A 24,591-nucleotide genomic window follows, 5' to 3' on the forward strand; every position below is an offset into this window, starting at 1 on the left:
GATGGACCTGAGCTTTACCCCAGAAGAAGAGGCGTTTCGCGCCGAAGTCAAAGCGTTTCTGGCCGAAAACCTGTCCGAGGCACTGGCTGCCAAGGGTCGCAATGGTGAAGAACTGACCAAGGCGGATATGGAAGGTTGGCACGCCACGTTGCAAACACGCAATTGGCTGGCCGCTACCTGGCCAGTGGAATACGGCGGCCCCGGCTGGAGCGCGGTCGAGCGCCATATCTTCGAAGAAGAATGCGCAATGGCATTTGCCCCGCGTATCGTGGCTTTTGGCGTAAGCATGCTGGGGCCGGTTCTGTTGAAATTCGGCTCGGACGCGCAAAAGGCCGAATTTCTGCCGCGCATTCTGGACGGGACCCATTGGTGGTGTCAGGGATATTCCGAACCGGGTGCCGGGTCCGATTTGGCCAGCTTGAAAACACGCGCGGACCGTGATGGGGATCACTATGTGATCAACGGTCAAAAAACCTGGACCACGCTGGGTCAGCACGCCGATAAGATCTTTTGCCTTGTGCGCACCTCTTCCGAGGGCAAGCCGCAGGAAGGGATCAGTTTTGTGTTGGTGGATATGAACACGCCCGGTATCGAGGTTCGCCCGATCAAACTGTTGGAAGGCGGGCACGAGGTGAACGAAGTGTTCTTCACCGATGTCCGTGTGCCGGTGGCCAATCTGGTGGGCGAGGAAAACAAAGGTTGGACGATCGCCAAGTATCTGCTGACCCATGAGCGGACCAATATCGCCGGAGTGGGTTTTTCACTTCGTGACTTGGACCGGCTGAAGCGGCTGTCGAAGCAGTTGCACCGGATGGGCAAACCCTTGGCTGAAGACCCGGTTTTCGCGGCTGAGATCGCCGAGGTGGAGATTGATCTGGAAGCCATGCGGGTGATGAACCTTGCGATGTTGTCCGCGGCCAAGGAAGGCGCTGCGCCGGGGATGCAAAGCTCGATGCTTAAGATTAAGGGAACGGTCATCCGTCAGCGCATCCACGGCCTGACCAAATCCGCGTTGGGGGCCGCCGCTGCGCCATTCCCGGCCACCGAGCTGTCGGACAACGCCCGCACAGTGCCCGAAGAAGCCACCGCATCGGCGGCCACGTACTTTAATAATCGCAAACTCTCGATCTTTGGCGGATCGAACGAGATTCAGCGCAACATCATCGCCAAAGACATGTTCCGGAGCTGAGCCATGGATTTCAAACTGACCGAAGACCGGCAGATGCTGTCGGACACGTTGCGCCGCTACCTTGCGGACCAGTACAACTTTGAAACGCGCAACGGCTTGATCGAAACCGCGCCGTATCATTCCCCAGCGAAATGGGCAGAGTTGTCAGAGCTTGGCCTGATCGGCGCCTTCGTTCCCGAGGATCAGGGCGGTTTCGGCGGCGCTGGTTTCGACATCACAACCGTGTTCGAGGAACTTGGCCGCGGCCTCTGTCCTGAACCTATTCTTGCCACGCTCATGAGCGTGCGTGCCGCGGCTGATTGCGGTGCCGAGCAACTGGTCGAGGACATGATCGCAGGCACAAAACGTTTGACCTTTGCGGTGTTTGAGCCGGACGCGGACAGCTTGCCGCTGATCCGAACCAGCGCAGACAAGTCCGGCGATGGTTGGGTGCTGAATGGCCGGAAATCTGTGGTCTATGGCCTGCCGGGGGCCGATGGCGCTCTGGTCGCGGCGCGAACCGAAGCCGGGGTTGGGCTGTTTCTGGTCGATAGCCCCGAAACCATCGACTATGCCATGATCGACGGCGGTGGCGCGGGGGAGTTGATCCTCGACAGCGCGGCGGCCACCTGCATCAGCGAAGATACCGGGAATATCATCGAAGCTGCACTTGACGCTGGCCGTCTGGCGCTGTGCGCCGAGGCTGTGGGTGTCATGGAGGTTCTGGTCGGCATGACGGTCGACTACCTCAAACAGCGCAAACAGTTCGGTCGCCCAATCGCAAGCTTTCAGGCGCTGCAACATCGCGCGGTGGATATGGCAATCGAGATCGAACAATGTCGGGCGATCACCATTCTGGCGGCAAGCAAGCTGGCAACGGATGAGGCGGGTAAATATGTCGCGATGGCCAAGAACCTGATCGGCCGCACCGGACTGCTGATTTCGGAAGAAAGCATTCAGTTGCACGGCGGCATCGGCATGACCTGGGAATATCCCGGCTCGCATTATGCCAAGCGGCTGTCGATGATCGACCACCAACTGGGCGACCGCTATGCTCAGTTGCACCGAGTGATGGCGGCCTGACCCATGAGCGAAGCTGTCTTGTTCGAGACCCAAGGGTCAACACTGATCATCACCATCAATGAGCCCGAGCGCCGCAATGTGCTGTCGCGCGCGGTCTATGAGCCTGTAGAAAAGGCCCTGAGCGATGCGGTTGCACCTGACTCCTCGGTTCGGGCCGTGGTGATCACCGGTGCCGGGCAGTTTTTCTCGGCTGGCGGCGATTTGCGTATGCTCAAGCAGCGACGCGAAATGCCTCTGCCGGACCGAGAAGAGCAGATTGAGTTTCTGCACAGCATGATCCGAACCGTCCGTGCCTGTCCGCTGCCGGTGATCGCGGCGGTAGAAGGCGGAGCTGCGGGGGCGGGGGCATCCCTTGCTTTTGCCTGTGACATGATAGTGGCCTCAGAAGGAGCTAAATTCACCCTGGCCTATGTCAACGCGGGGCTGGTCCCGGATGGAGGGGGGTCGGGTTTCCTGTCGATGAACCTGCCACGCCAGTTGGCGTCCGAAATGTGTTTGACGGGCCAGCCGGTCTTGACCGAACGGCTGTACGCCATGGGAGTTGTAAACCGGGTTGTTGCGCCCGGCGATGCCCTGAGCGATGCGTTGGACCTGACCGAAGCGTTGTCGCGCGGCCCACGTCAGGCGCAGGCTTCTATCAAATCGCTAATTGCGGCGCCCGAACGGGAAGCATTCAACGCACATCTGCTGCGCGAGCGACGCCTTATGTCAATTGCCGTTGGCAGCGACGAAGCGCAGGAAGGTATTCGCGCGTTCGAGGAAAAACGCAAACCTGTCTTTCCTGATTCACACGGGTCTTAGGTTTGCTTGTTCCTGTTGGCCAAGGGTGGCGGAGTCCACACGCACTGACCTGCCGCCCTAACTGATTGCAGTGGCGAATATTTGGAAGTCTATCATCAGCTCCCGAGCCCGCCTGCGCGCCTGAGCGAACAAAGTTAAGGGGCGCGTTGGCCCGTACAAAGCCGGGTCTTGGTCCCTTAGCGATGTATGGTGAGCAGCGGTTCTATTCGCCTGCTGTTACGCCGTCAGAGTTCGGGCGGCCTTCGGGCAGCTCGGAAATGTTAGGCCACAGGCTTAGTATTTGTTGAGTGGTTACCGCCCAAGAGAAGTTCAGCCAAAACACCGCTCCGAGGAATTTGGCGCCATCTTCAAATAGGATGCGATACTGGCCGAGGTAGACCTGAATTGACTTCTGAAAGAAATCTATTCCGATCGAGGTCATAAAGAACAAACCCGCGATAACAAGGTGAATACTGGCCAGCCGTCCCAGATGACGGCGGTAAAGAACGACAGTGCCCGCCAGGAACAAAGCGTACCCTCCAAAGAAAAACTTTTCACCAATGGGGAGCCGCTCGTGCAGCAAGAAAAAGTCATCGAGGCAGAACGCGGTCGAAAGAAATGTCAGGGCCAACAGAAATCTTCGTGACGCCATTGTATGTGGCGAGCCACTTAATAGGGCAAAGCCAAACGCAGTTACGGTCGCGCTGGCCATCCAGAACAGAACGCCCATATTCGAAAGAAACCCTGCATAAGACGGGGCTTTGAATTGTTGCGCAGGATCGCGGGTCAGGTAGCCAAAGTCTGACCCGGTCGTCCAAGAGATGCCGAAGACGATCAACAGGCTGATCAAGCCTACGGCAATGCTGAAAGGTGCAACGTCAAAAGCCGATACTTGAGTACGGTCCTGCATCAGATCAGAGCCATCTGGAAAGGCAGGTCAAATTTCGCGTTGTCATCCGATGTGGCATCGCCTGCGAAATTTATCCCTAGGTTCTTTTCATGTTTCAGCAGGGTTAGGGGAAAGAAAAACCTTGCTCGGCGGCCATTGTGAAACTCCGACCATCCTGCAAAGGCGTATTGCCAACCCAATCTTGCAAGACCCATCATACCAAAATAACCCAATGTGATTCTGTCTAAAACTGAGACTGATTTTTCAATAGTTCGCTATTTTCGGCAATATCCCTTAGCTTGTGAAACTTCACCTTACAGTTCACCGGTCGAAACCACCCGGGCAGGGGGCTCATCCGGCAGGACGTACGAACTACGCAAAATTGAAACCGCGTAACAGATGGTACGCTAATGCGCTTACTCCGCGTCTTCCATTTTGGTTGCGTTGAGTTGAGCGAACAATTCAGGCCCAACACGGTCATACAATTCCAGTTGGGTTTCGAGAAAGTCGATATGTCCTTCTTCGTCCGACATCAGGTTTTCAAACAGGTTCATCGAGACGTAATCGCCCGCATCCTTGCAGACATCTCGGGCCTCCTTGTAAAGGGCGCGTGCGCTTCTTTCGGCGGCTAGATCGCATTCCAGTGTTTCCCGCGGATTTTCACCGATCCGCAACGGGTCGAGTTTTTGAAGATTTGGATGCCCCTCAAGGAAAATGATCCGCTCGATGAGTTTGTCGGCATGTTCCATTTCCTCGATCGACTCTTCGCGGCTTTTCTTGGCCATGCTGCCAAGACCCCAGTCGTCCTGCAATCGGTAGTGCAACCAGTATTGGCTGACTGCTGTCAACTCGTGCCGCAAAGCCTTGTTAAGGTATTCTATTACTTTCTTGTCACCCTTCATCGCGGGTCTCCCTGAATCTGTCTGAAAAATGGTTTTGAACAATTCGTCTGAGTCGAGACTGTAACATCGGGAACTGCAATCTCCAAAGCGGTGCAAACCCCGCAATTTAACTGGTCGCAGGCCCGCATCGCTGAACTTAAATTAGGCACATCTTTTGAAATACCTGTCTCAGAACCCGTCGGGCAGGTTTCGGCTGGGTCAAACTGTTGCGCCCTTGATGCGAATAGCAGTTCCCAGCATGCCTGCGCATATCCCAATGATCACAGCGATGACCAGTTCGGTCATTTCTACATTGGCAAAGGACCAGTGTGCGAAAATCAATGTCTCGATCACGCCGACAATCCCACCCATCGCAGCGCCAAGCATCAGATTTCGGGTCATCATCCCCAAAGCAAGGCCAAGGATTCCGGGCAGGCCGATAATGTTGGCTCCGATGGTTCCAAGTAATTCAAGCATGTCTTGTCCCCTCTCACTCGGCCTGCGTGGTCAGGTACGACCGGATTTCAGCGCTACTGTCAGCCAGTTGACCCTGAACGGAATTCTGTGGTGTGCCGGCAAGTGTCTCTGTAACTTCTTGGTATCGTTCAAGGTATCCGGGTGGAAGGTTATGGGCGATGCCCTGATGACAGTCTATACAGGTCATGTTGTTGTCGATCGCGCGCTGATGTTCAGACGCTGCGCGTGCTTCCTGAATCGTAAAGTCCATATAATCGAAGTTGTGACAATTGCGGCATTCGCGACTGTCCGAGGCCTTCATCTTTTTCCAGACAGCCGATGCCATACTCAGGCGGTGTTCCTCGTATTTTTCGGTTGTGCTGATGGTGCCGACCATCTCGTGATACACGTCTTTGACGGCCATGATCTTAGCTTTGATCTTGTGGTTCCATTCATGAGGGACGTGGCAGTCCGAGCAAATTGCGCGGACACCAGAGTGGTTGTTGTAATGTATCGTTTCCCGATACTCGCCCAAATTGGTTTCCATCGAATGGCACGAGGTGCAGAATTCCTCGGTGTTGGTCAGTTCCAAGGTCCAGTGGAATCCGCCCCAAAACAGGATTCCAGCAAGAAAGCCTGCCAGCAGCAAAAAACCAGAACTGAAGGCAACTGCCGGTGTCCAGATTGCGTTCCATACTCGGCCTATCCAACCGCGTTTTTCAGGGGAGTCTGCCATCTCGGTGCTCCTTTCAGATCAGCTTTGGATCAGTCGGTGGACGACGGTTGAAAGAGGTTGGTAACCAGAGGTTCCGTATCCGCTTGCGGGACGTGACACTGGTTGCAGAAATACCGGGTTCCGGCGATGTGATCCAACTCGGTCCCGTCGCGATCCAGGTAGTGCGTCATCGAAAGCGTCGGCGCATTCCGCTCACCGGCCTTTGTCCAGTCGTGGCAGGATAGGCACTGATTGGTTCGCAGATCAATCTGGTACTGCGTGATGGAATGCGGAATCAACGGCGGTTGCTGGCGGTAGTTTCGGACCATTCGGCCCTCTCGGCCTTCCCATTGAAGGCTCATGTTCACAACGCTGGGCGCATCTGGCGGGGTTCCGCGCAGGTCACGAAGTTCTTGCGCAATCGCAATACTGCCAAGCGCGATGAGAAGGGCTGCTGCGGTGGCGACTATCTTGTTCATCTTGCATGTTCCTTCTTTATTGGCTGGATGACCGCCTTGGGGCGGTCATCGCTGCTTCAGGCACGCTCGACTTTGCAGGCGCATTTTTTGAAATCTGTCTGCTTGGACAGTGGGCAGGTCGCGTCAAGCGTCAGCTTGTTCGTCAACTGGCCTTCATCGAACCAAGGCATGAAGATCAGCCCCTTGGGAACCTTGTTTCGCCCCTTGGTGGATACGCGACTTGTGACTTCACCGCGCCGCGTGGAAACTTTGATTTCCTGCCCATGTCGCAAATCGCGGGCTGCGGCGTCTTCGGGGTGCATGTAGATCACGGCCAGAGGGAAGGACCGGTGCAACTCAGGAACACGGCGTGTCATGGAGCCCGAATGCCAGTGTTCAAGGACACGACCCGTACAGAACCACAGATCGTATTCCTCATCCGGCATTTCCGGAGGTGCCTCATAGGGTGCGAAGATGATCTTGGCCTTCTTGTCGGGGAACCCGTAGAACTGAACTTCGGATCCGGCCTCGACATAGGGGTCGCTGCCTTCGCGATACCGCCACAGAGTTTCTTTTCCGTCCACGACCGGCCAGCGCAAGCCGCGCTCTTCGTGATAGCGTTCAAAGGGTGCCAAGTCGTGGCCGTGTCCACGCCCAAACTCGGCGTATTCCTCAAATAGGCCCTTCTGAACATAGAACCCAAAATGGTTTGCATCGTCATTTGGGTGCCCTGGCTGAATTTCACTAAGCGGAAACTTGTCGACATTGCCGTTATTGTAGAGAACCTCGTACAGGGTTTTCCCGGCCATTTCGGGTGCCGTGGCGACAAAGTCCTCTCCCCATGCTTCTTCGACGGTGAACCGCTTGGAAAACTCCATAAGCTGCCAGAGGTCCGACTTAGCGTCGCCGGGTGCGTGAACCTGTTGCCGCCACATCTGAGTGCGGCGCTCGGCATTGCCATAGCAGCCTTCCTTTTCAACCCACATGGCCGTCGGCAAGATCAGGTCGGCAGACATCGCCGTTACGGTCGGGTAGGGATCGGACACAGTGATAAAGTTGTCGGGATTACGGTAACCCGGCCAACCCTCTTGGTTCATGTTCGGGGCCGCCTGCATGTTATTCGTGCACTGGACCCAATAGGCGTTCAACACTCCATCGTTCAGCATCCGGTTTTGCTGAACAGCGTGGAAGCCGACCTTTTCAGGAATTGTGCCCGCGGGCACTTTCCAGATTTTTTCGGCCTTCGCGCGGTGTTCTGGGTTGGTGACCACATAGTCGGCTGGCAATCTATGCGCAAAAGTTCCCACCTCACGCGCGGTACCGCAGGCGGACGGCTGACCTGTCAGTGAGAATGGCGAGTTTCCGGGCTCGGAAATCTTTCCGGTCAGCAGGTGAACGTTATACATCAGCGAGTTCACCCATGAGCCCCGCGTATGCTGGTTGAAGCCCATCGTCCACAGGCTCATGACCTTGCGGTTTGGGTCGGCATACTGCTGCGCGAGGTGTTCAAGTTTCTCGGCCGGAACACCAGACAGCTCGGCCGTGTATTCTAGGGTGTAGGGTTTCACCGACTCTGCGTATTCGTCAAAACTGATCTCGGTCAGCTTGCCAGAGTTCGGATTGGCCGCCGCCTCTTGCAGTGGATTGTCGTCCCTCAGGCCGAAACCGATATCAGTGTCAGTTTTGGTGATATTGACATGCTTGGACAGGAATTCTTCATTTACCGCGCCCGTTTGGATGATGTGGTTGGCGATATAGTTGAGGATGGCCAGATCCGTCTGCGGATTGAAAACCATCCCGTTGTCGGCCAGTTCGAAGGAGCGGTGTTCGAACGTGGAAAGTACGTGAACCTCGCAGCCTTCTTTTGTCAGGCGTGTGTCGGTCAGACGCGACCATAGGATCGGGTGCATCTCGGCCATGTTCGATCCCCAAAGAACGAAGGTGTCCGCAGCCTCCAGGTCATCGTAACAGCCCATCGGTTCGTCAATTCCGAAGGTTCTCATGAACCCAACAACAGCCGACGCCATGCAATGTCGCGCGTTGGGATCAATGTTATTTGACCGGAACCCCGCCTTCATCAGTTTGGATGCGGCATACCCTTCCCATACAGTCCATTGACCCGAGCCGAACATTCCAACGCCCTCGGGGCCTTTGTTCTTTAGGGTCTCTTTCCACTTTTCGGCCATGATGTCGAAAGCGTCGTCCCATGAGATCAGTTCGAATTCTCCATCCTTGGCGTATTTACCATCTCTCATACGCAGCATCGGCTGGGTCAGGCGATCTTCGCCGTACATGATCTTGGACAGGAAATAGCCTTTGACGCAGTTGAGGCCGCGGTTCACCTCGGCTTTCGGATCACCCTGCGTGGCGACAACACGGCCATTCTTGGTGCCAACAAGGACGGTGCATCCGGTCCCGCAAAACCGGCAGGGCGCTTTGTCCCAGCTTATGTCTGGAATGCCAATCTGCGCATTGGCCTGACCTCCGGCCAGGGGAATACCAGCGGCAGAAGCTGTTGCAGCGGCAGCAGATGCCTTAAGGAATGTTCGGCGAGATTCTGATGTAGTCATAGCTATGGCCTCCGACTGGTGGTTTGGCTTGGGGCATCAGGACGCGAAACGTTGTCCGCAATATCCTCAAAATGATGATAGGTAAGAGTGACCGAGAGCACCCCCGGGATCTGATGCAGGTCCATGATGATCTCGGATGCTAGGCGCGCGGGCGTGTCTTCGACAACAACGACGAACCGGCCTTCGGCTGTTTGCGCATGTACTTCAACGCCCGGTATCTCATTCATCACCAGCGCCGCAGCGTCGGCCTGAGCCGGGGAAACATGGGTAAGGCAGCCACAAATATTCATTGAATCGGCTCCATCTGAACTTGGGTGCGCCGTTCCAGCATAATCGCATCGACAGGGCACAGCGCCACGCAGGACCCGCATCCGTTGCAGGCATCGGAATCCAGCGCGGGTTCGGCACGCCCGCCTGTCTGTAGTTTGAACCGAAGCGCATTCTGGTCGCAATTGTCTTGACAGATACGACAGCTTACACCGTTCATGGACAGGCAGCTTGAAGCCTGCACCGCAGCCCGCCAGGGCCAGTCGGCCAAGCGTTCGATATCCAAAGCATCGGTCGGGCAGGCGCGCGTGCACTCACCACAGAACGTGCAGGGGTTATCGTTTGGTTTGAAAACAGGGTAGCCGCCGGGTTCCATTGAAATCAGGTCTTCCGGGCAGGCTGACACGCATTCTGCGCATTTTGTGCAGGCATCGGCGAAACCGCTCACACAAGCACCCGGAGGTCGGACGATGTTTCCGTCCTCCCTGAGAATTTTGGCACTCAGAAACCCACGTCGGCTGGTCACTCGATCCATACTGGTTGACCTGGCTAGAGACGATTCCCTAATGCCAGTATTCCGCTTATTGTCTCAAATTGCAGCAATTTTTCAACCAAATCGCATTTCAACTACAAAAAGAGGGTCTGCGCGTTGGATTTCAGAGGATGAGCAACGACGTAAGACTTGGCAGCGGGGCTTATGCTGGCGCGCCGTTGCGCAGAACGGCTGCACACATCGCAAAGCAGACCAAATCGCCAGAGACTGTGACAAGCCGGAAAACGGCGACAGCTACGATCAGCCCGCTTGCGGGCATTACATTCGAAAGAAACAGTAGCAGTACTGCCTCGCGCGGGCCTAAACCAGCAGGTGCACCGGGTGTTACGTACCCAACCAGCCATGCACAGATGCCCGCGACAGTTGCGACAAGGAATGGGCCCTGACCCACTACCCAGACGATTGCTCCAAAAATTGCGCCGAGCCCCAGCATGAACAGCGCGCAAATCGGCACCACAATGCAAAAAGTACGGGTCAGTTCCTTGCTATTCCCCGCTATTCGCGAGGTGATGAACAAACCTGCGATCAACAAGGGAGCAGAAATGAGTGTGAGAATCCGCACTGTGTCTTCCGACCAGCCAATTGTTTGCGCGATTTGATCGACCCCCGGAGTGACGAGTGCAGCAATCAAAAGTGCCAAAACAGCGCCTGCTGGCATCGCAATTAATTCTAACAGCGTCGCCAGCCCCAATTGTTTCGCGCTTAACGGGCCGTCGCGCAGGACCATAGCGCGCCCGATCAGATGGGCCACATTACCCGGCAAATAGCGTGCAATCTGCGCCAACCCGAAAGAGCGCCACGTTCGCCGCCGGGGTTCCGCGCCGTAGACGCCAACCAGTTGGTGCCAGGTTTCGGCAGGCAGGGACAGCGTCAAAATGTAGACAAGCGTCAGGCCGAATAGTTGGACAAGTTCCGTTGAACTTGGGCGCCAATGCGAAACCTCTGTCCAATTGCGCTGAACTTCGAGCGCGATATAACCCAGTGACAAGACAAGCAACACGACCCCAGCCACACGAATTCCGCGCCTGAACCATAAGCCTGCGCGCAAGGGCGTGTTCTCTTCCATCGGCAGGCTCAGGTATGAGCCGTCAATATTGACGTCTCGTCTGAATAGGGCAGCGACGGGGTAAGCCCGGGGTAGCGATTGACGGAAAGCCCGGACTGACTGATAGCCTCGCGATATCGGGCACGCTTTGAGTTGTCGAAGACAATCATTCCACCCGGTGACAGCCGGTTTGCAGCGTGGCGCAAGCAAGCTTGGCGTGCGCGACCGTCGATAATTATCAAGTCGTATGAGCCATTCGCCTTGTCAATTTCCGATGCATAGGATGTAAAGTTCAGGCCGCGCATGTCTTGTTTCTGAGACAGGTAGATAGGGTCCGAAAGTGCGGCGTCTTTTGCGTTCGAAGGAGGTGCTAAACGCAGGTCGACCGGGCAGATATTGGTCTGACCCTGGACCCGTTCCAAAACGCGTGCGTACCAATCCGCATCATGCTCAACGCTCGTTACAGAAGCCGAGCGTCGCGCCGCCCAGATCGTGCTGGCCCCCGCGCCGTATTCAAATACACGGGCAGGTCTTGTTTTTAGGAACGCGTCGACGACTTCAATCGCATCATAGGTCCACCAGGGAACGTCCAGGGCGATCAGCCCATCTATGTCATGGATTGCCATAAGGCTTGACGCCCAATGATACCCCCTGCCGCGATGATGCCGGCGCGAGAGCCAGTCTGTGACGCTTGTTTTGTTCAGGCCCCAAGCGATGCCTCGCATCGTTGCGACGTAGCCGGATTTTGCTGCCCTCGAAAGGGTGGCGCGTGGATCGTTTGTCATACGGCGTCCTCAAGCGAAGAATGCGACCTGCAGGTTTTCGTACCTTGTTCGACGGTAAGACCAATCTGGGCCGCGCGCTTCAGGCAGGCGTCTTCGGACCACTTTTCAAAGTATTCTCCCGGCCTTTCCCTGAGCGGAGAAGCATATTTATACACCGACGCTGTCGTTGTTGCAGTTCCGACAATAAAAGCCGTCGTACCTAATCCAACGATCCAGGCTTTTGCAGCTATGCCCGGTTCGCGTCGCATACAGAAAACAGCACCCATCAGCGCCAGTGTTGCGATAACTGGCCAAAGATCCAAGCGGTATCGGAAGGTGATCGTGCCGTAGGCCAATGTCACAATAGCCGACAGCGCAACCGCAACCACAAGCCCTGCCATTTGTGTGTCGCGCCAAGCCGCGCGAATACCGAACAGCGCCAGAAGGCACCAAAGCGGCCATAGCATAACCAATCCGGTTCTTGGGCCGCCAACTCTGATATGGCCTAGAATCGGCTCCGTTACCGCCCGGTAAAGACCGAGAATCGAGTCGGACAGGCCGGTCAGGAAAGATGCTGAAGGGACGTCGAACAAGTAAAACGCTGCATTGGGAACAACGCGTAATGGGTTCAGACGACCATGCTCTTCGAAGGCTGCCGCGCGGATCGAGTCCTTGGTTTCTATTCCCCAAAAGACGTTGCCATATACAACGCGCGAGCCTTCATAGCTGCCATGGGTGATCAACGCATCCCCAAACCGCAAAGCATTTAGCCCGAGATATCCGAACCCGCCTGCGGCCAAAATCCCCATGGCGATGATCGCGGGGATGAGAAAGGCTGAACGGTCGCGCCACAAACCGTGTCCAATTGCCAAAACGACACCGGCATAAAGCCCGATTGCCACATTTGGCCGCGCGTGCACGGCGACCATCGCGCAAACGGCAAGCAAAACGACTGCCACTGACATTGGTGTCACGCCGCGCGCCGCGCGTGTCCAAACGGCAGCAAACAGCCCAGACATCGCAAACGCCACTGCAATCGGTTCGTGATAAAACGAAAGGTTGATGACCAGGGCGGGACCTGGCCCGGCGACCCACAAGGCGGCACAAAGCGCCAGCACCAAAACGCGGCGATCCGCAGAAACTCCTGCTGTCCGGGCCAAGGTCACAAGAACATGCTGCCAGCCCAGCGTTCCGACCACGGCCCAAAACCAGATCGAAAAGCCGTTCATGGGGAAGGTCTCGAACGGCCAAGCCCAGCCAAAGGCAAAGCGTGTCAGAAGCGGCGCAACGCCATGATAGAGATAGCCCGTTCCGTCTGCGGTATAGTGACCTTCGTAGCGAAGCACGCGGGCGGGCAGGTCAAACCGACCATCCAAAATCGCAGCATAATAAGCGTCATATATCTGCCAGCCAAAAGGTTTGAGGTCGAACAAGGTCCACGAAGAAATCACAAGAAAACCGAAATAGACGGACCCCAAAACTGAAATCAGCCATAGAATACGTTTGCCCCCGGCAAACGGGGCGTTTGCCGCGCCCATATCCGTCACGTCGATCCATTCCCACGATTATTTGTGTCGATACGCAGTTCCAGTTCCCGCATTCGGCTCAGGACTTGTTCCGTAAGGCGCCGGTTTGTTGCAATCGCGTCGCTGAGAAGCGCGATGATCATGGTGATATAGCCGGCCAGAATAAAAACGCCGCCCAGGATCAAGGACTGTACGCGGCCCTCTCCGTCACCGGCGAAATAGTAGAACAGAAACCGCAGAACCGGGATTGTTCCGATGATCAACATCACCAGGCCGATTGTCAAAAAGGCGCTGAGAGGTCGATACATCGTATAGCTGCGAAGGATTGTTGTCGCCTGCTTTCGCAGAAATCCACCCATCGACGTGAACAAGCGCGAGGGGCGCTCGACGGGATTCACGTTGACGGGAACGGACGCTATTTTCAGGTTTGTCTGCCCTGCGTGGATCAGGGTTTCGGTGGTATAGCTGAACTTGGTCATGACGTTGATCGTCAGGGCAGCTTCACGGGTGTATGCGCGAAATCCAGATACTGCGTCAGTGACGTCAATCCCGGCAAGCCGCCGCACGACCGACGTTCCGAACCGCTGCAACAGGCGCTTCAATGTGGAAAATTCAGCGTTCTCGCCGGGTTTGCGATCGCCGACAACAATGTCCGCTTCCTTGCGCAATATCGGCGCCACGAGATCGGGAATGGACAAACCGGAATACTGGTTATCTCCGTCGGTGTTGACGATGATATCCGCCCCGGCCTGCAGCGCGTGATCAATTCCAACCTGAAAGCTTCGGGCAAGGCCCTTGTTGCCGCGGTTTCGCAGCACATATGTCGCCCCGTTTTCGCGCGCAATCTCTGATGTTCCGTCGGTGGACCCGTCGTCGATAACCTGAACTTCAATGCTGTCTACGCCGGGAATTTCCTTTGGGATATCGGCAAGGACCGCCGGCAGGGTCTCTGCCTCGTTGTAGCAGGGAATTTGAACTATGAGTTTCAAACTGATTTACCTTCACACTAGTCACAAGAACCCGCAGAAACTGGGCTAACCGATGGAGGAGGAAGTGGTGTAAACTTCTCCATTGATTCTAAAATTCACGCAACAATCAGTAGCAGATGTCAGTCAATGCGTTAAACAAAACCGTTGTTTTGCTCATGCTGGTCGAATGACACAGGGTTGCCAATCAGCCTTTCACCTGCCCTTGCCTTCACCTGAATGGTCCGACAGTTTATTAGAACATTAGAGGCAGGCGGAGGTGCTCTGGTCTACCACTGATGTGTTAAACGCCTTCAGAACACGGACCTGTTTGCTTGCTTTGCATAAGAAACAGCCACTTTGACCTGCTTGAAATCAACCAAATGCACGCGCTGTTTATTTGGGCCAGGTGGCAACTGTGCCAGAACAGCTTCGGAAAGTGCACTGGCTCGGTCTCGGGTTCTTCCCGATTAAGCCAAGAAATGCGCCGGCGAATGCGCGATGAACGATACGGCGCTTTTGTTGGTGCCCGTGGGTTGGGCAGCTGCAAGGGCGCAATTGATATCTAAACGCCCCATTTTGGCAGTTCCGGAACGGGTCAGGCCAATATAGGCTTATAGGTCTAGGCCGAAGTCTTTCAGCTACAAATACAACGACTGCCGCAGAGGTCATGTCCAGTTGATCAGCGGGCGACACAAGGGCGAATTGATGAACTGGGATGAATTTTCGCATTGGGGGCAGCACATTTCGAAATGGGCTGCCGATTATCACCAAACCCTGTCGGATCGCCCAGTCCGGGCGCAAACAAACCCGGGGGATATTGCCGTCCAGATTGACGCGTCGCCGCCAGACTCGGGGCAGGCGATGGAAACCATCATAGCCGATTTTGAACGGATCGTCATGCCGGGAATGACCCATTGGCAGCACCCGCGTTTCTTTGCCTATTTCCCAGCCAACGCCGCGCCACCCTCGATGTTGGCCGAGATGTTGGTGACCACAATCGCAGCCCAATGCATGTTGTGGCAAACCTCGCCCGCCGCGACCGAGGTGGAAACCGTGATGGTCGATTGGTTGCGCCAGGCGCTTGGACTGCCTGTTGGCATGACAGGCGTCATTCAGGACAGTGCGTCTTCGGCCACTTTGTCGGCGGTGTTGACCATGCGAGAGCGCGCCACCGGGTTTACCGGCAACCGTGAAGGGTTGAATACTAAAGGCGCGTTGCGGATTTACTGCTCGGATCAGGTGCATTCGTCCATTGACCGGGCTTGCTGGGTTGCCGGGATCGGGCAAGACAATCTGGTCAAATTGCCGACGCTGGGGTCAACTTACGCGATTGATCCCAACGCGCTTGAGGCGGCGATCCAAAGCGACTTAGTCGCCGGGCACGTTCCGGCCGGGATCATCGCGATCACCGGGGGTACGGGTGTAGGGGCCTGCGATGATCTGATGGCCGTTGCGGATATCGCGCAGAAGCATGACCTATACACCCATCTTGACGCTGCCTGGGCCGGGTCCGCCATGATCTGCCCCGAGTTCCGTCAAGCGTTGTGGGCCGGAGCGGATCGCTATGACAGTGTTGTCTTTAACCCACATAAGTGGCTTGGCGCCCAGTTCGATTGCGCGATCCAGTTTCTGAGGGACGCAACACCGCAACTCAACACTTTGAAAATCGAACCTGAATACCTGAAGACCACAGGGGCCGAGGTCACGAACTATTCCGAATGGACCATTCCGCTGGGCCGCAGGTTCAGGGCGTTGAAAATCTGGTTCCTGCTGCGCTCTTACGGTTTGGATGGCCTGCGCGAGCGAATTCGCAACCATGTTGTTTGGGCAAATGAGCTTGCCAACACAATCGGTGCAATGGACGGGTTCGAGATCACGACGGGACCCATCCTGAGCCTGTTTTCGTTCCGCTGCCCGGGTGACGACGTGATGCAACAACGTCTGGTGGATGCGGTGAATGACGATGGTCGGATTTATCTGACGCAGGGCATGTTCGACGGCCGCAAAATCATCCGCTTTCAGGTGGGGCAATTCGATACGACGCGGAATGATGTGTTGATGGCTGCTGATGTGATCAGCGAGGTTTGGGAGGCTTTGAATTGAAGCTTGCGACCTTGACCGCGGGCGGTCACACCTATTTTAGTGCGGTCACTGGAAAATCACACGCTGGATTATCAAGGCGAGATGGCGAGTGTGATAGGTCAGGGTGGGCGCAGAGCTTCGCAATGCGGACAGGGCGTTGAGCCCGGCCAAATGCCCTCCGGGAAGTAAATTCCATGCTGATTTCAGTCCATTCGGCTCAGTCGATATTGCGTTTGCCTGAAAGCACAGGCGAAGCCAACGCCACACCCCTCAGGCGTGCAGGGCGTCAATGATCTGCCTTGGCGTCATCAGATCGCGTAAAGCGCGGTGGATGCTGTCATTAGCTTCGCTCAGGGGGGCGCCGGCGACATCAAACCCCAAAAAGCTATGCGGCAAGCTGAGTGCCAGATAGAACCGCCTGCCAGAAAAGGCCGCAGCGCAGTAATCCTTCCCCCCCTGAAACCGTCCTGCAATGTCCGTCAAGGTGTAAGCGAATTGAGGTTTAAGATACTGACCAAGTTGGGCCGGGTCGTCAGTGTAGACCTCAAAAACCTGTTCGGCATCTTCCAGACCCAAATCCCAGCGATGGGTTGGCAAGGTATTACGGGACGCCCAGGAATAAAGCTTATTCAGGGTCTCGCCAAAATCCTTGACGAACACAGTGCGTGGCATGTCGACCGGGCAGTCGATCTCAAGCACGATTCCGGCGAACAGGGTTCTGTATTTCCGGTCGTCATTGTGATCGCGATAGCTTTCAGAGCAGCTCATCTTCAGCAGCTTGTAGTTTGTATCCCGCCATGTTCCGGTGATGGCGGTATCCTCGCGTATGCGCTCGGCTTTGGGTAAAATCTGCAGGGCAACAAGACGGCCTACTGGCATAAAGTCTGCGGGAACTTGTGCGTGCAAGTCCATGTTACCCAGAAACTTGCACAAGATAGGACGCACAAAACCCGAAACGTCCTTGCTGATGCGGCTTCCGCGTTCGAGATAGATAATCAACGCTGCACCGCCACCAAACCCCAGTGGAAATATACCAAGGAGCGGGTGGACGTAATACGATGCCAAAGCAGCCAGAACGACCGAGACAGCGCCAATAAGTTTTACCCAGACCATGCTGCGCGAGATCGCGGCTTGGCGCTCTTCCTCTTTGCCGCGCAAAAAGGGGGCAATCTGCCATTCATACACTTCTGCAAACCCCGCTTCGAACGGGGCGCTTTCAACAAACTCGTATTCAGCCATCACCATGCCTTTTGCAGTCTGGGTACGTGCAGACTTTACTTTGGGCAGAGCCTTCGGAATATCCCTGCGGGTGTATCAATTGTATCCTGTCAGACACGTTGCGCGGGCACCAAAGCCTTGTGTGGCTTAGCGCGTGACCCAAGCTGATACACAACAGCAACAATTGAGACATTACAGTGGCTTGTCTCGTTACTGCTCTCTCCTAATCCTTAGCAAAACAATATTTTAGGCAGTTTCGCCGCATAGGGCGTTGCACTGCGACAAGACGACGAGGGCGCAGTTTTGCGGCAGCAATTCAAACAGAAAGTCCGGTGTTTTTTGTGCATCGGTGGATTGGCCATGGCGACCACCCTCGCAGCCGCGCAGGATCTGATTGAAGATCTTGGGACGCTGGAAACCGGGCAAACGCTTTACCTGCCACTCGACATTTCCAGCCTGACCGGAGAGGTGGCAATCGAAGTTGACGGCATCGACATGACCGATGTCGCGGCGGTCGAGAATGGACAGCTTGTTCTGAACATTGTAACCCCTTTGGCGGGTGAGTTCCACGATGTGACCGTCTATCTGCTTGAGGGTGACGGCTTTGTGCCGATCGCCAGTTACAGCTTCCTGACCACGGCCCGCAGCCGGTTGACGGTTTCCGTTGACGCCAGTCACGAGGCCAGCATCCAATCTCTCAACAGCGACGAAGCTGCAAACGCCTCAAGCAGCGGTTCATTTGGCGTGGAAAATGAAGAAGGTAGTTTTCGCGGACAAGTCAGTTATCTGGGCTCGACGCGCCCCGTCGAGCGGGTCACCGAAAACCCGGTAGATATTGCCGAGTATCTGTTCGAGTTCAATCGCACGCTGGGTGCCACAAACTTAACTGGGCGATTGGGCCATCAGATGCTGGACTATGATCGCGCGCTGGTAGGTGATGTATCCCGGCGTGGTCTATCGGTCGACATGGGCCTGTTAGATCAGCGCGTGGAACTGGGGGCCTTCGCGTCGCAAAGTGCCGACGCATTGGGGGCCGCCAACTTCACAGGGCTGGCGGACGAAGACAGCCGCATGCAGGGGGCAAGATTCGCGTTCCAACCTTTTGCCACGCAGGACTTCAGAGTGTCCGTGCAAACCTATACCGGCGATGGTGATCCCTATGGCGGCAGCGCGACAGGTTCCGGTCAAGGCTCGTCGCTTTCGCTGGACGGGACATTGTTGGGCGGGCGATTGTATTATGGGTCAGTTTGGTCACAGACCGATTGGGACGAAGATGACGGCGGCCCATTGCCTGAAACCAGCGCAAACGCGGTTCTGTCCCACTTAAGCTACGACGTTTTGAACACGGACGCGGGTGACCGGGCTTTAACCGTGGGTCTGGGCTATGAAAAAGTGGATCAGGACTACTTTTCGCTCGCCAATCCCGGTGTTGCAGTCGGGGCCGAAACCTGGCGACTAACGATGGACTACAGCGCCAACCGGTTCGCCCTCAATATCTTTGCCGATACCCAGAAAACCAATGTCGGGGGGCCATCCGGCTGGCCCGAAGATCGGATTTCGCAGGTCCTGACCGACCTCCGCTATGACTTACAGGGCGAGGGGTTCTGGCAGGGTACAGCCCTGCGTTTTGGGGGTGGCTACCTCGAACAGGATCGGCTGACGACCCCCAACGCGGCACCCCCGCCCGAGGATTATACCTCAACAACTTTGTATGTGGGATTCGACAAGCTGGGGGATGTCGGCAATTGGTCACTGGATTATGTCCGCATCCGTGAAGATGATCAGGGGGTGTTGGATATAGACACCGACAGCCGCAGCTTGAATGCAGCTTTCGACTATGGCGTCAACGACCGAGCCAATGTGAATGGCACTGCGGGCTACACACGTGTGGATGGCGATTTTGACACTTGGGAGCGGTACGAAGCCACTTTGGGCTTCAGTTATGCGCTGCGGCCGGATGATCTGATTTTTCGGCTGGATACCGGCATAACGCGCACTGATGAACCCTTTGCGCTGGACGGAGAGTATTATGCAACCGAACTGGCGTGGCGGTTCCACCCCACAGCCGAACTGGTTCTAAGCGCAAGCCGCGCCGACGGGCCCTATGCCAGCGAAAGCGGCGGGGACGAGGATACGCTGGTCGGCCTGACCCTGCGCGCAACAACTAATTTCTTTAGGTAGGAGGCGGAGTATGCGATTTCTGCCAACACTCATACTCAGCTTTGTCCTGTCCCTTTTGTGCGGCTTGGCTCATGCAGCGGGGCCGGTTTCCGTCAATCCTCCGACGGCACGCGTCAATGGGTCGGGTGAATCCGCAATAACCTTGAACTGGCGCGTCGGGGTAATCTCGCGAGCAGCAAGAGCCGTTACGGTCACTTCGCCCGGCGCGCAACTCAGCACCGGCGGTACTATTGGCGGCCCGCTACGCCGAACGGTGCAGCATCCAGGCGGTGGTCTGATCTTTGTAACACTGTCCGAACGGCTTGTTGTTGACCGGACAACAGCGGCGCGGATTGCGCAGGCGGGCAACGCCGTTCTGACCCGCAGCTTCACGGATTTCAACGGAACCTCAGCGCCCGCAACCTTGCGCATGCAAGCGACCAGTGGCGGTCCACTGGCCGTGCGTTTTGCTGATCTTGCCTTTGACGACGACAGTCTTTTCCGTGTGGTTCCCAGCGGCACGCAATTGGCGGCCCGGCTTGAGTTGACTACGAACGGACGCGGCATCCTTGACGGCGCGTGGGAGGTTGCCGGTCCGTCGGACGTCGCGGGTGATTTCCGTGTCGTCGGAAGAGTTCGTCAGGTTCTGGCAGGCGCGCGGCGCGCCACATTCGAGAGCCCGCCGCTGCCGGTAGATCGGCCCGGAATCTACAGGGTGCGGTTCGTACCCTCGCCCGGACAGCGAGGCAGCTTTACGCTATCCGTTCCCGATCTGCGCTATACGGTCACCGCCGTGCCCATTGAGCCGCAAACGCCGGATCCAGCCTCCAAGCCGATGCTAAATCTCTCGGCGCCCCAACCGGGCGCGGGGCTTAGTGCAGCGACTGTGTTCAGTTGGCAACCGGTTCCCAACGCAAGCCTCTATCGTCTGGAATTTCTGGACTCGGGTGCTGGCGGACTTGCGCCAAAACAGATCGCCGCTTTGGATACCAGTGAACGGTCAACGCGGTTGAAGGATTTCACGCTCGATCGCTTGCGTCAGGTCAGGGTTTTGCGCTGGCGAGTTGCTGCGTTTGACTCTGCAGGGAACCTGTTGGCTGTGTCTTCGGTACGTGGCCTGAACACTACGCCAAGCCAGCAACCTGTTTTGCAGCTTAGGCAATAGCCATGAATAACGCGCAACTGAACGCCTTGCTGCAGGCCGTCGCGGGCGGGGATAAGACCGCTTTGGCCGGGTTGTACCGGGCGCTGGAAAAGCCGGTTTACAGATTTATTGCTTCAAAAATGAACGATCCATTCGAAGCGGGCGACATACTTCACGAGGTCTTCATGGAAGTCTGGCGCTCGGCCGGTAAATTCGAGGGTCGGTCTGCTGTCAAGACCTGGGTATTTGGAATTGCCTACAGGAAGACAATGGATCACTTCAGAAAACATAAACGTATCTCGCCCAGCGATGACCTGCCCGAGCAGGTCGATGAAGGGCCTGATGCCGTGGCCTGCCTTGCCGCCGCGCAAGAGGCCGAACATCTTCGGTTCTGTCTTGAGGGGCTTAAGGCCGATCACCGCAGCGCCATTGAGCTCGCGTTCTACGAAGACATGAGTTACGGCGAGATTTCGCGCGTGGTTGACGCCCCTGAAAACACGATTAAGACGCGAATTTTTCACGCAAAGAAGCTTTTGTTGCGCTGCCTGTCAGGTCGAATGAAGGAGGCAGCGACATGACCGGTCCAAATAGGGATGACGATGAAATCCAGAGCCTGCTGGTGTTTCTTGCAAATGATACGTTGGAAGGTGATGAACGCCGCGCAATTGAACGCGCAGTGGCCGCAAATCCCGAATTGCAGGCGGAACTGGCTGCGTTGAAAGCGGCGCGGATTCAAATGCAAGCGACCGAAGTCGGGACCTCTCCGGGTGAGTTTGGGTTGGCAAGGCTAATGCGGGATGTAGATGCAAATCGTACCGTGACGCAGCCAAAAGCAACAAAACCCGGCCTTTGGAAAATCGCGGCCATTGCAGCAATGGCTTTGCTGGCCGTTCAGGTGACGTTGCCATATTTGAACACTGGACCAGATGTCGAGCTGGCCGATGGTGGCCCTGAATCTCTGGACGCTGGGCCAACCCTAACAGTGGTATTTGCCGCGACAGCCACCGAACAAGAAATCCGCGCCCTTTTGCTGGAACTGGAATTGACCATCGTGTCCGGGCCATCGGCTTTGGGTCTGTACTCGCTGGCCGCGAAAGACGAAGACGCCGCCGCCCGTGCATTGGAACGTCTAAACGCCGCAACGGGGATTGTGGAAAGCGTCGAAGTCGAGGGAGGGGATTGATCATGCGTATTTTCATGCTCCTTCTATTGCTTGCTTTTCCGATTGCAGCGCAGGCCGACGACTTTCGGATCATTGCCACGGGATGCGTAAAGCCCAGAGATTCCATCCGAATTGAAGCCCGCGATTTTGGTGCAAGACCCAGTGACATTCTCGCGACCAGCCGGGGCCAGACCCTGAAGATGCAGGTGCTGCGCTGGTCACCCAGCCAAGTCACGATCGCGGTGCCGTCGCGCGGGCTTCGGGCAGGTGAAACTTATCGCCTCGTCTGGGCTATCCGTGGAACAACCGGACGAGACCTTGGGCCCATCACGCTTTGCGCGCAACGCCAGCGCAATACAGAACGCGCAGCGCGTGACATGGTGCCTGCGCCGGATGGGTCACCGGAATACACGGTTCTGGTCCCAGCCCGGCAAGAGCAAGCGGCAAGGGATGTGTTGCAAGAACGCGGGGCGCAGCTTTTGCGCCGGCGAAATCTACCCCAGATGGGCCGGGTCATACTCTTTTATGCTTTCCCCCAAGGGCTGACACTTGCAGACGCGCGCGCTGCTTTGACGATCCCTTCGCCAGATGCTGACGTTGACCGCCATCATATTTACGGGTTCGCGGCCCCGCCGCGTCTCTATGCTGCCGCGATGGTAGGAGATCCTCCTGAGCAATCCTGCGCTCTTCGGCGCGCCGTGCGGGTCGGAGTAATCGACGGCCCTGTTCAGGCGGGACACCCGGCGCTTGCCGGCGAGCGCATCCAGCGTCAGTCTGTGCTGTCGCCGGGGCTCAGGCCCACGGGAACCGACCATGCTACGGCAGTCGTTGGGTTAATCGCCGGGAATGGCTCAGGCGGGATTGTCGGCCTGGCACCGGGTTCAGAGATTTTTGCGGCCGAAGCGTTTGGTCGCGACAAAGGCCGTGAAGGTGCACGGTTGGAAGATATTGCCACGGGTCTGGACTGGCTACGCGCACGCAATGTTCAGTTGGTCAACATGTCGATGTCAGGCGCGCCTAACGCGGTGTTTGCTGAATTGCTTGCCAGAGCCCGCGCGCGTGGCATGGTCGTGGTTGCAGCCGCCGGAAATGACAGCAGCAACGCGCCGCGTTTGCCAGCGGCATCCCCCGATACCATTGCCGTGACAGCAGTGGACGCGGCCCGCCGGATTTATGGCAAGGCAAACAAGGGCCCTCATATCGAGTTTTCCGCGCCGGGGGTCGACTTATGGGTCATTACAGCGAAAGGCGGCGGTTATCGGTCTGGGACATCTTACGCCGCTCCGCTTGTGACTGCTTTGCTGGCCCGACACGCATCCCGCGGCGGGCTGTCTCTGGACAAAGCGCGACGCATCTTGCGCCAGACAGCCGTTGATCTTGGTTCATCAGGCCGAGATACGCGTTTTGGTTATGGCCTTGTGCAATCCGGCGGGTGTTGACCGCACAAGGCTCTGACAAAGTCGATACATTCCAAACATCTGCCGGACATCTGCCAGATACGTCCGAACCTTAATCTCACGCCGCAGGCGCAATTCGAACAGGCCCTCAAAAAAATTTGAACCTTTCTCGGGTGCCAAACGACAGACAGTCACAAGCAAACAGAAAGCTGAAGGAATTAAGATTATGAAGACCGTAACCAGTATCAAAACCGTAGCTCTGATCTCTGGCATTTTTGCCGCCCTGCCGCACGTGGCCTCGGCCGACAGTGGTGTGGCGACTGTTACCAACACAAACCCGACCTCGCTGAAAGTTCTCAGCAACGGTCAGAATTATACCAAGTTGGATTTGAACGGAAAATTCGTAGTAGGTGCCAATCTCAAATATGACACCGGCACCGCAGGGCGGATCAAAAAATGGACCATGGAGCCTGAAATCACCCATGGTTTCGGTATCGCGGCCAAGGTTCAGGGCACGTCGTTTTACAAGAAGACTGTCTCTTATTCGGTCGGCAATCGTCCGAAATCCATCGACTATAACTGGCCTTTCGCCCTTAGCGTCGGCACGATCGAATCCGCGGCTGTCAGCATGTGCGAAATGAAAGCAACTGTCCTGCGCAACCAGGGTAAATCGGATAAGCAAATCTTTGGCTCAAACCACGAGGTGAGCTTTAAGGTTTCGCTGAAAACCACAGTCGAAGCGTCAGGTGCCGGGTCCAATAACCAAATCTGGGAATATTCTGCACCGAAGACGGTCAAGATCGTATGCAGCAAATTCTCTGGGCCGCGCGTGCCTTTGGCCGCGGGTGGCGTCAAAGGCTATACCCAGCCGGTTTCCGTAAAGAAGGCTACGATGAAACTGACTGAAATTGCGCCGCCCAACGGGGCCTGCAAAATCAAGACCACGACCGCTATTTCCACCAATACGGCCAACGCACAGATCAAGTATCGGTTCGTGCATAACACTGGCAAGAAAAGCAACGTTTTTACCGCCAAGACAGCAGCCAACAAGATCGCCGTGGTGCAGCACACTTGGGATATTCCCAACGGCAACGGTCCGGAAAACGGTTGGGTGAAAATCGAAGGTGTCTCGCCCAAGTTCCAGTCGAACGGTGCCAAATATTCGATGAATTGCAAAAGCCCGGGTATTGGCGGCTTCAAGGTCCAGTCGGGCGGAAGCAAGCCCAAGACACTTCGACTGAACTGATTTATCTTAACGAGTGATCGGCCCCCTCTGAACGAGGGGGCCTTTTTTGTGTGCGTCCG

23 protein-coding genes are annotated in these 24,591 nt (G+C 56.2%); 10 read left to right on the forward strand and 13 right to left on the reverse strand.

Annotated elements, in window-relative coordinates; translation table 11 throughout:
- Position 1 precedes the first annotated feature (1 nt).
- Genes GOV88_RS18050 through GOV88_RS18060 form a run of 3 tightly spaced genes read left to right on the forward strand, consistent with a single transcriptional unit; the run spans position 2 to position 3,052 of the window.
- Entirely contained in the window at positions 2–1,189 is a 1,188-nt protein-coding gene (locus tag GOV88_RS18050) for an acyl-CoA dehydrogenase family protein (protein ID WP_171125576.1), read from the forward strand.
- A 3-nt stretch (positions 1,190–1,192) separates the two neighbouring features.
- Positions 1,193–2,251 carry an acyl-CoA dehydrogenase family protein gene (locus tag GOV88_RS18055; protein WP_171241296.1) on the forward strand — a complete coding sequence of 353 codons (1,059 nt, stop codon included), beginning with the start codon at positions 1,193–1,195 and terminating at the stop codon, positions 2,249–2,251.
- A 3-nt stretch (positions 2,252–2,254) separates the two neighbouring features.
- A complete protein-coding gene (locus tag GOV88_RS18060) occupies positions 2,255–3,052 on the forward strand; it encodes an oxepin-CoA hydrolase, alternative type (RefSeq protein ID WP_171241297.1) in 798 nt (265 codons plus the stop codon).
- Between the two features lie 202 nt (positions 3,053–3,254).
- On the opposite strand, the gene GOV88_RS18065 is transcribed toward GOV88_RS18060, so the two are convergent.
- The 12 genes from GOV88_RS18065 to GOV88_RS18120 form a co-directional block, all read right to left on the reverse strand.
- Entirely contained in the window at positions 3,255–3,941 is a 687-nt protein-coding gene (locus tag GOV88_RS18065; RefSeq protein ID WP_171125582.1) for a hypothetical protein, read from the reverse strand.
- Positions 3,942–4,336: 395 nt separating this feature from the next.
- Positions 4,337–4,822: a bacterioferritin gene (bfr, locus tag GOV88_RS18070; protein ID WP_171125584.1), complete on the reverse strand. Its 486-nt coding sequence runs from the start codon at positions 4,820–4,822 to the stop codon at positions 4,337–4,339.
- Between the two features lie 198 nt (positions 4,823–5,020).
- Complete coding sequence (locus GOV88_RS18075; protein WP_171125586.1) at positions 5,021–5,278, reverse strand: hypothetical protein; 258 nt, start codon at positions 5,276–5,278, stop codon at positions 5,021–5,023.
- Positions 5,279–5,291: 13 nt separating this feature from the next.
- Positions 5,292–5,993, reverse strand: coding sequence for a NapC/NirT family cytochrome c (locus tag GOV88_RS18080; protein ID WP_171125588.1), 702 nt, complete (start codon positions 5,991–5,993; stop codon positions 5,292–5,294).
- A 29-nt stretch (positions 5,994–6,022) separates the two neighbouring features.
- Positions 6,023–6,451, reverse strand: a complete 429-nt coding sequence (locus tag GOV88_RS18085; protein ID WP_171126737.1) for a nitrate reductase cytochrome c-type subunit — start codon at positions 6,449–6,451, stop codon at positions 6,023–6,025.
- 56 nt (positions 6,452–6,507) lie between these two features.
- Positions 6,508–9,000, reverse strand: coding sequence for a nitrate reductase catalytic subunit NapA (gene napA, locus GOV88_RS18090; RefSeq protein ID WP_171125592.1), 2,493 nt, complete (start codon positions 8,998–9,000; stop codon positions 6,508–6,510).
- 2 nt (positions 9,001–9,002) lie between these two features.
- The gene (locus tag GOV88_RS18095; RefSeq protein ID WP_171125594.1) at positions 9,003–9,290 is read right to left on the reverse strand and encodes a chaperone NapD; all 288 of its coding nucleotides are present in this window, start codon (positions 9,288–9,290) and stop codon (positions 9,003–9,005) included.
- Positions 9,287–9,715 (reverse strand): ferredoxin-type protein NapF, encoded by a 429-nt coding sequence (locus tag GOV88_RS18100; protein WP_371808267.1) that lies wholly within the window; start codon positions 9,713–9,715, stop codon positions 9,287–9,289. Before GOV88_RS18100 ends, GOV88_RS18095 begins: the two co-directional genes overlap by 4 nt.
- Before the next feature lie 247 nt (positions 9,716–9,962).
- Positions 9,963–10,886: a hypothetical protein gene (locus GOV88_RS18105; protein WP_171241299.1), complete on the reverse strand. Its 924-nt coding sequence runs from the start codon at positions 10,884–10,886 to the stop codon at positions 9,963–9,965.
- Between the two features lie 8 nt (positions 10,887–10,894).
- Positions 10,895–11,650: a class I SAM-dependent methyltransferase gene (locus GOV88_RS18110; protein ID WP_171241300.1), complete on the reverse strand. Its 756-nt coding sequence runs from the start codon at positions 11,648–11,650 to the stop codon at positions 10,895–10,897.
- The gene (locus tag GOV88_RS18115) at positions 11,647–13,176 is read right to left on the reverse strand and encodes a hypothetical protein (protein ID WP_171241301.1); all 1,530 of its coding nucleotides are present in this window, start codon (positions 13,174–13,176) and stop codon (positions 11,647–11,649) included. Before GOV88_RS18115 ends, GOV88_RS18110 begins: the two co-directional genes overlap by 4 nt.
- Positions 13,173–14,144, reverse strand: a complete 972-nt coding sequence (locus GOV88_RS18120; protein ID WP_171125604.1) for a glycosyltransferase family 2 protein — start codon at positions 14,142–14,144, stop codon at positions 13,173–13,175. Before GOV88_RS18120 ends, GOV88_RS18115 begins: the two co-directional genes overlap by 4 nt.
- Positions 14,145–14,828: 684 nt before the next feature.
- On the opposite strand from GOV88_RS18120, the gene GOV88_RS18125 reads away from it, so the two are divergent.
- Entirely contained in the window at positions 14,829–16,226 is a 1,398-nt protein-coding gene (locus GOV88_RS18125; protein WP_171241302.1) for a pyridoxal-dependent decarboxylase, read from the forward strand.
- A gap of 249 nt (positions 16,227–16,475) precedes the next feature.
- Here the strand turns inward: GOV88_RS18125 and GOV88_RS18130 are convergent, their stop codons facing one another.
- Complete coding sequence (locus tag GOV88_RS18130; protein ID WP_171126745.1) at positions 16,476–17,444, reverse strand: DUF3137 domain-containing protein; 969 nt, start codon at positions 17,442–17,444, stop codon at positions 16,476–16,478.
- Between the two features lie 339 nt (positions 17,445–17,783).
- Between GOV88_RS18130 and GOV88_RS18135 the strand changes: the two genes are divergently transcribed.
- The 6 genes from GOV88_RS18135 to GOV88_RS18160 all read left to right on the forward strand — a co-directional run bounded on the left by GOV88_RS18135 (position 17,784) and on the right by GOV88_RS18160 (position 24,532).
- Complete coding sequence (locus tag GOV88_RS18135) at positions 17,784–19,604, forward strand: hypothetical protein (RefSeq protein WP_171241303.1); 1,821 nt, start codon at positions 17,784–17,786, stop codon at positions 19,602–19,604.
- A gap of 10 nt (positions 19,605–19,614) precedes the next feature.
- On the forward strand, positions 19,615–20,748 hold the full coding sequence (locus tag GOV88_RS18140) for a hypothetical protein (RefSeq protein WP_171125611.1): 1,134 nt from the start codon (positions 19,615–19,617) through the stop codon (positions 20,746–20,748).
- Between the two features lie 2 nt (positions 20,749–20,750).
- On the forward strand, positions 20,751–21,305 hold the full coding sequence (locus tag GOV88_RS18145) for an RNA polymerase sigma factor (RefSeq protein WP_171212538.1): 555 nt from the start codon (positions 20,751–20,753) through the stop codon (positions 21,303–21,305).
- Positions 21,302–21,910 (forward strand): hypothetical protein, encoded by a 609-nt coding sequence (locus GOV88_RS18150; RefSeq protein ID WP_171241304.1) that lies wholly within the window; start codon positions 21,302–21,304, stop codon positions 21,908–21,910. The genes GOV88_RS18145 and GOV88_RS18150 overlap by 4 nt, the downstream gene beginning before the upstream one ends.
- Positions 21,911–21,912: 2 nt before the next feature.
- Complete coding sequence (locus GOV88_RS18155) at positions 21,913–23,328, forward strand: S8 family serine peptidase (RefSeq protein ID WP_171241305.1); 1,416 nt, start codon at positions 21,913–21,915, stop codon at positions 23,326–23,328.
- Between the two features lie 184 nt (positions 23,329–23,512).
- A complete protein-coding gene (locus tag GOV88_RS18160; RefSeq protein WP_171241306.1) occupies positions 23,513–24,532 on the forward strand; it encodes a hypothetical protein in 1,020 nt (339 codons plus the stop codon).
- The last annotated feature ends 59 nt before the right edge of the window (positions 24,533–24,591 follow it).

It is taken from the genome of Ruegeria sp. HKCCA5491 (genome assembly GCF_013034565.1).
In the GTDB taxonomy this organism is placed as follows: domain Bacteria; phylum Pseudomonadota; class Alphaproteobacteria; order Rhodobacterales; family Rhodobacteraceae; genus Ruegeria.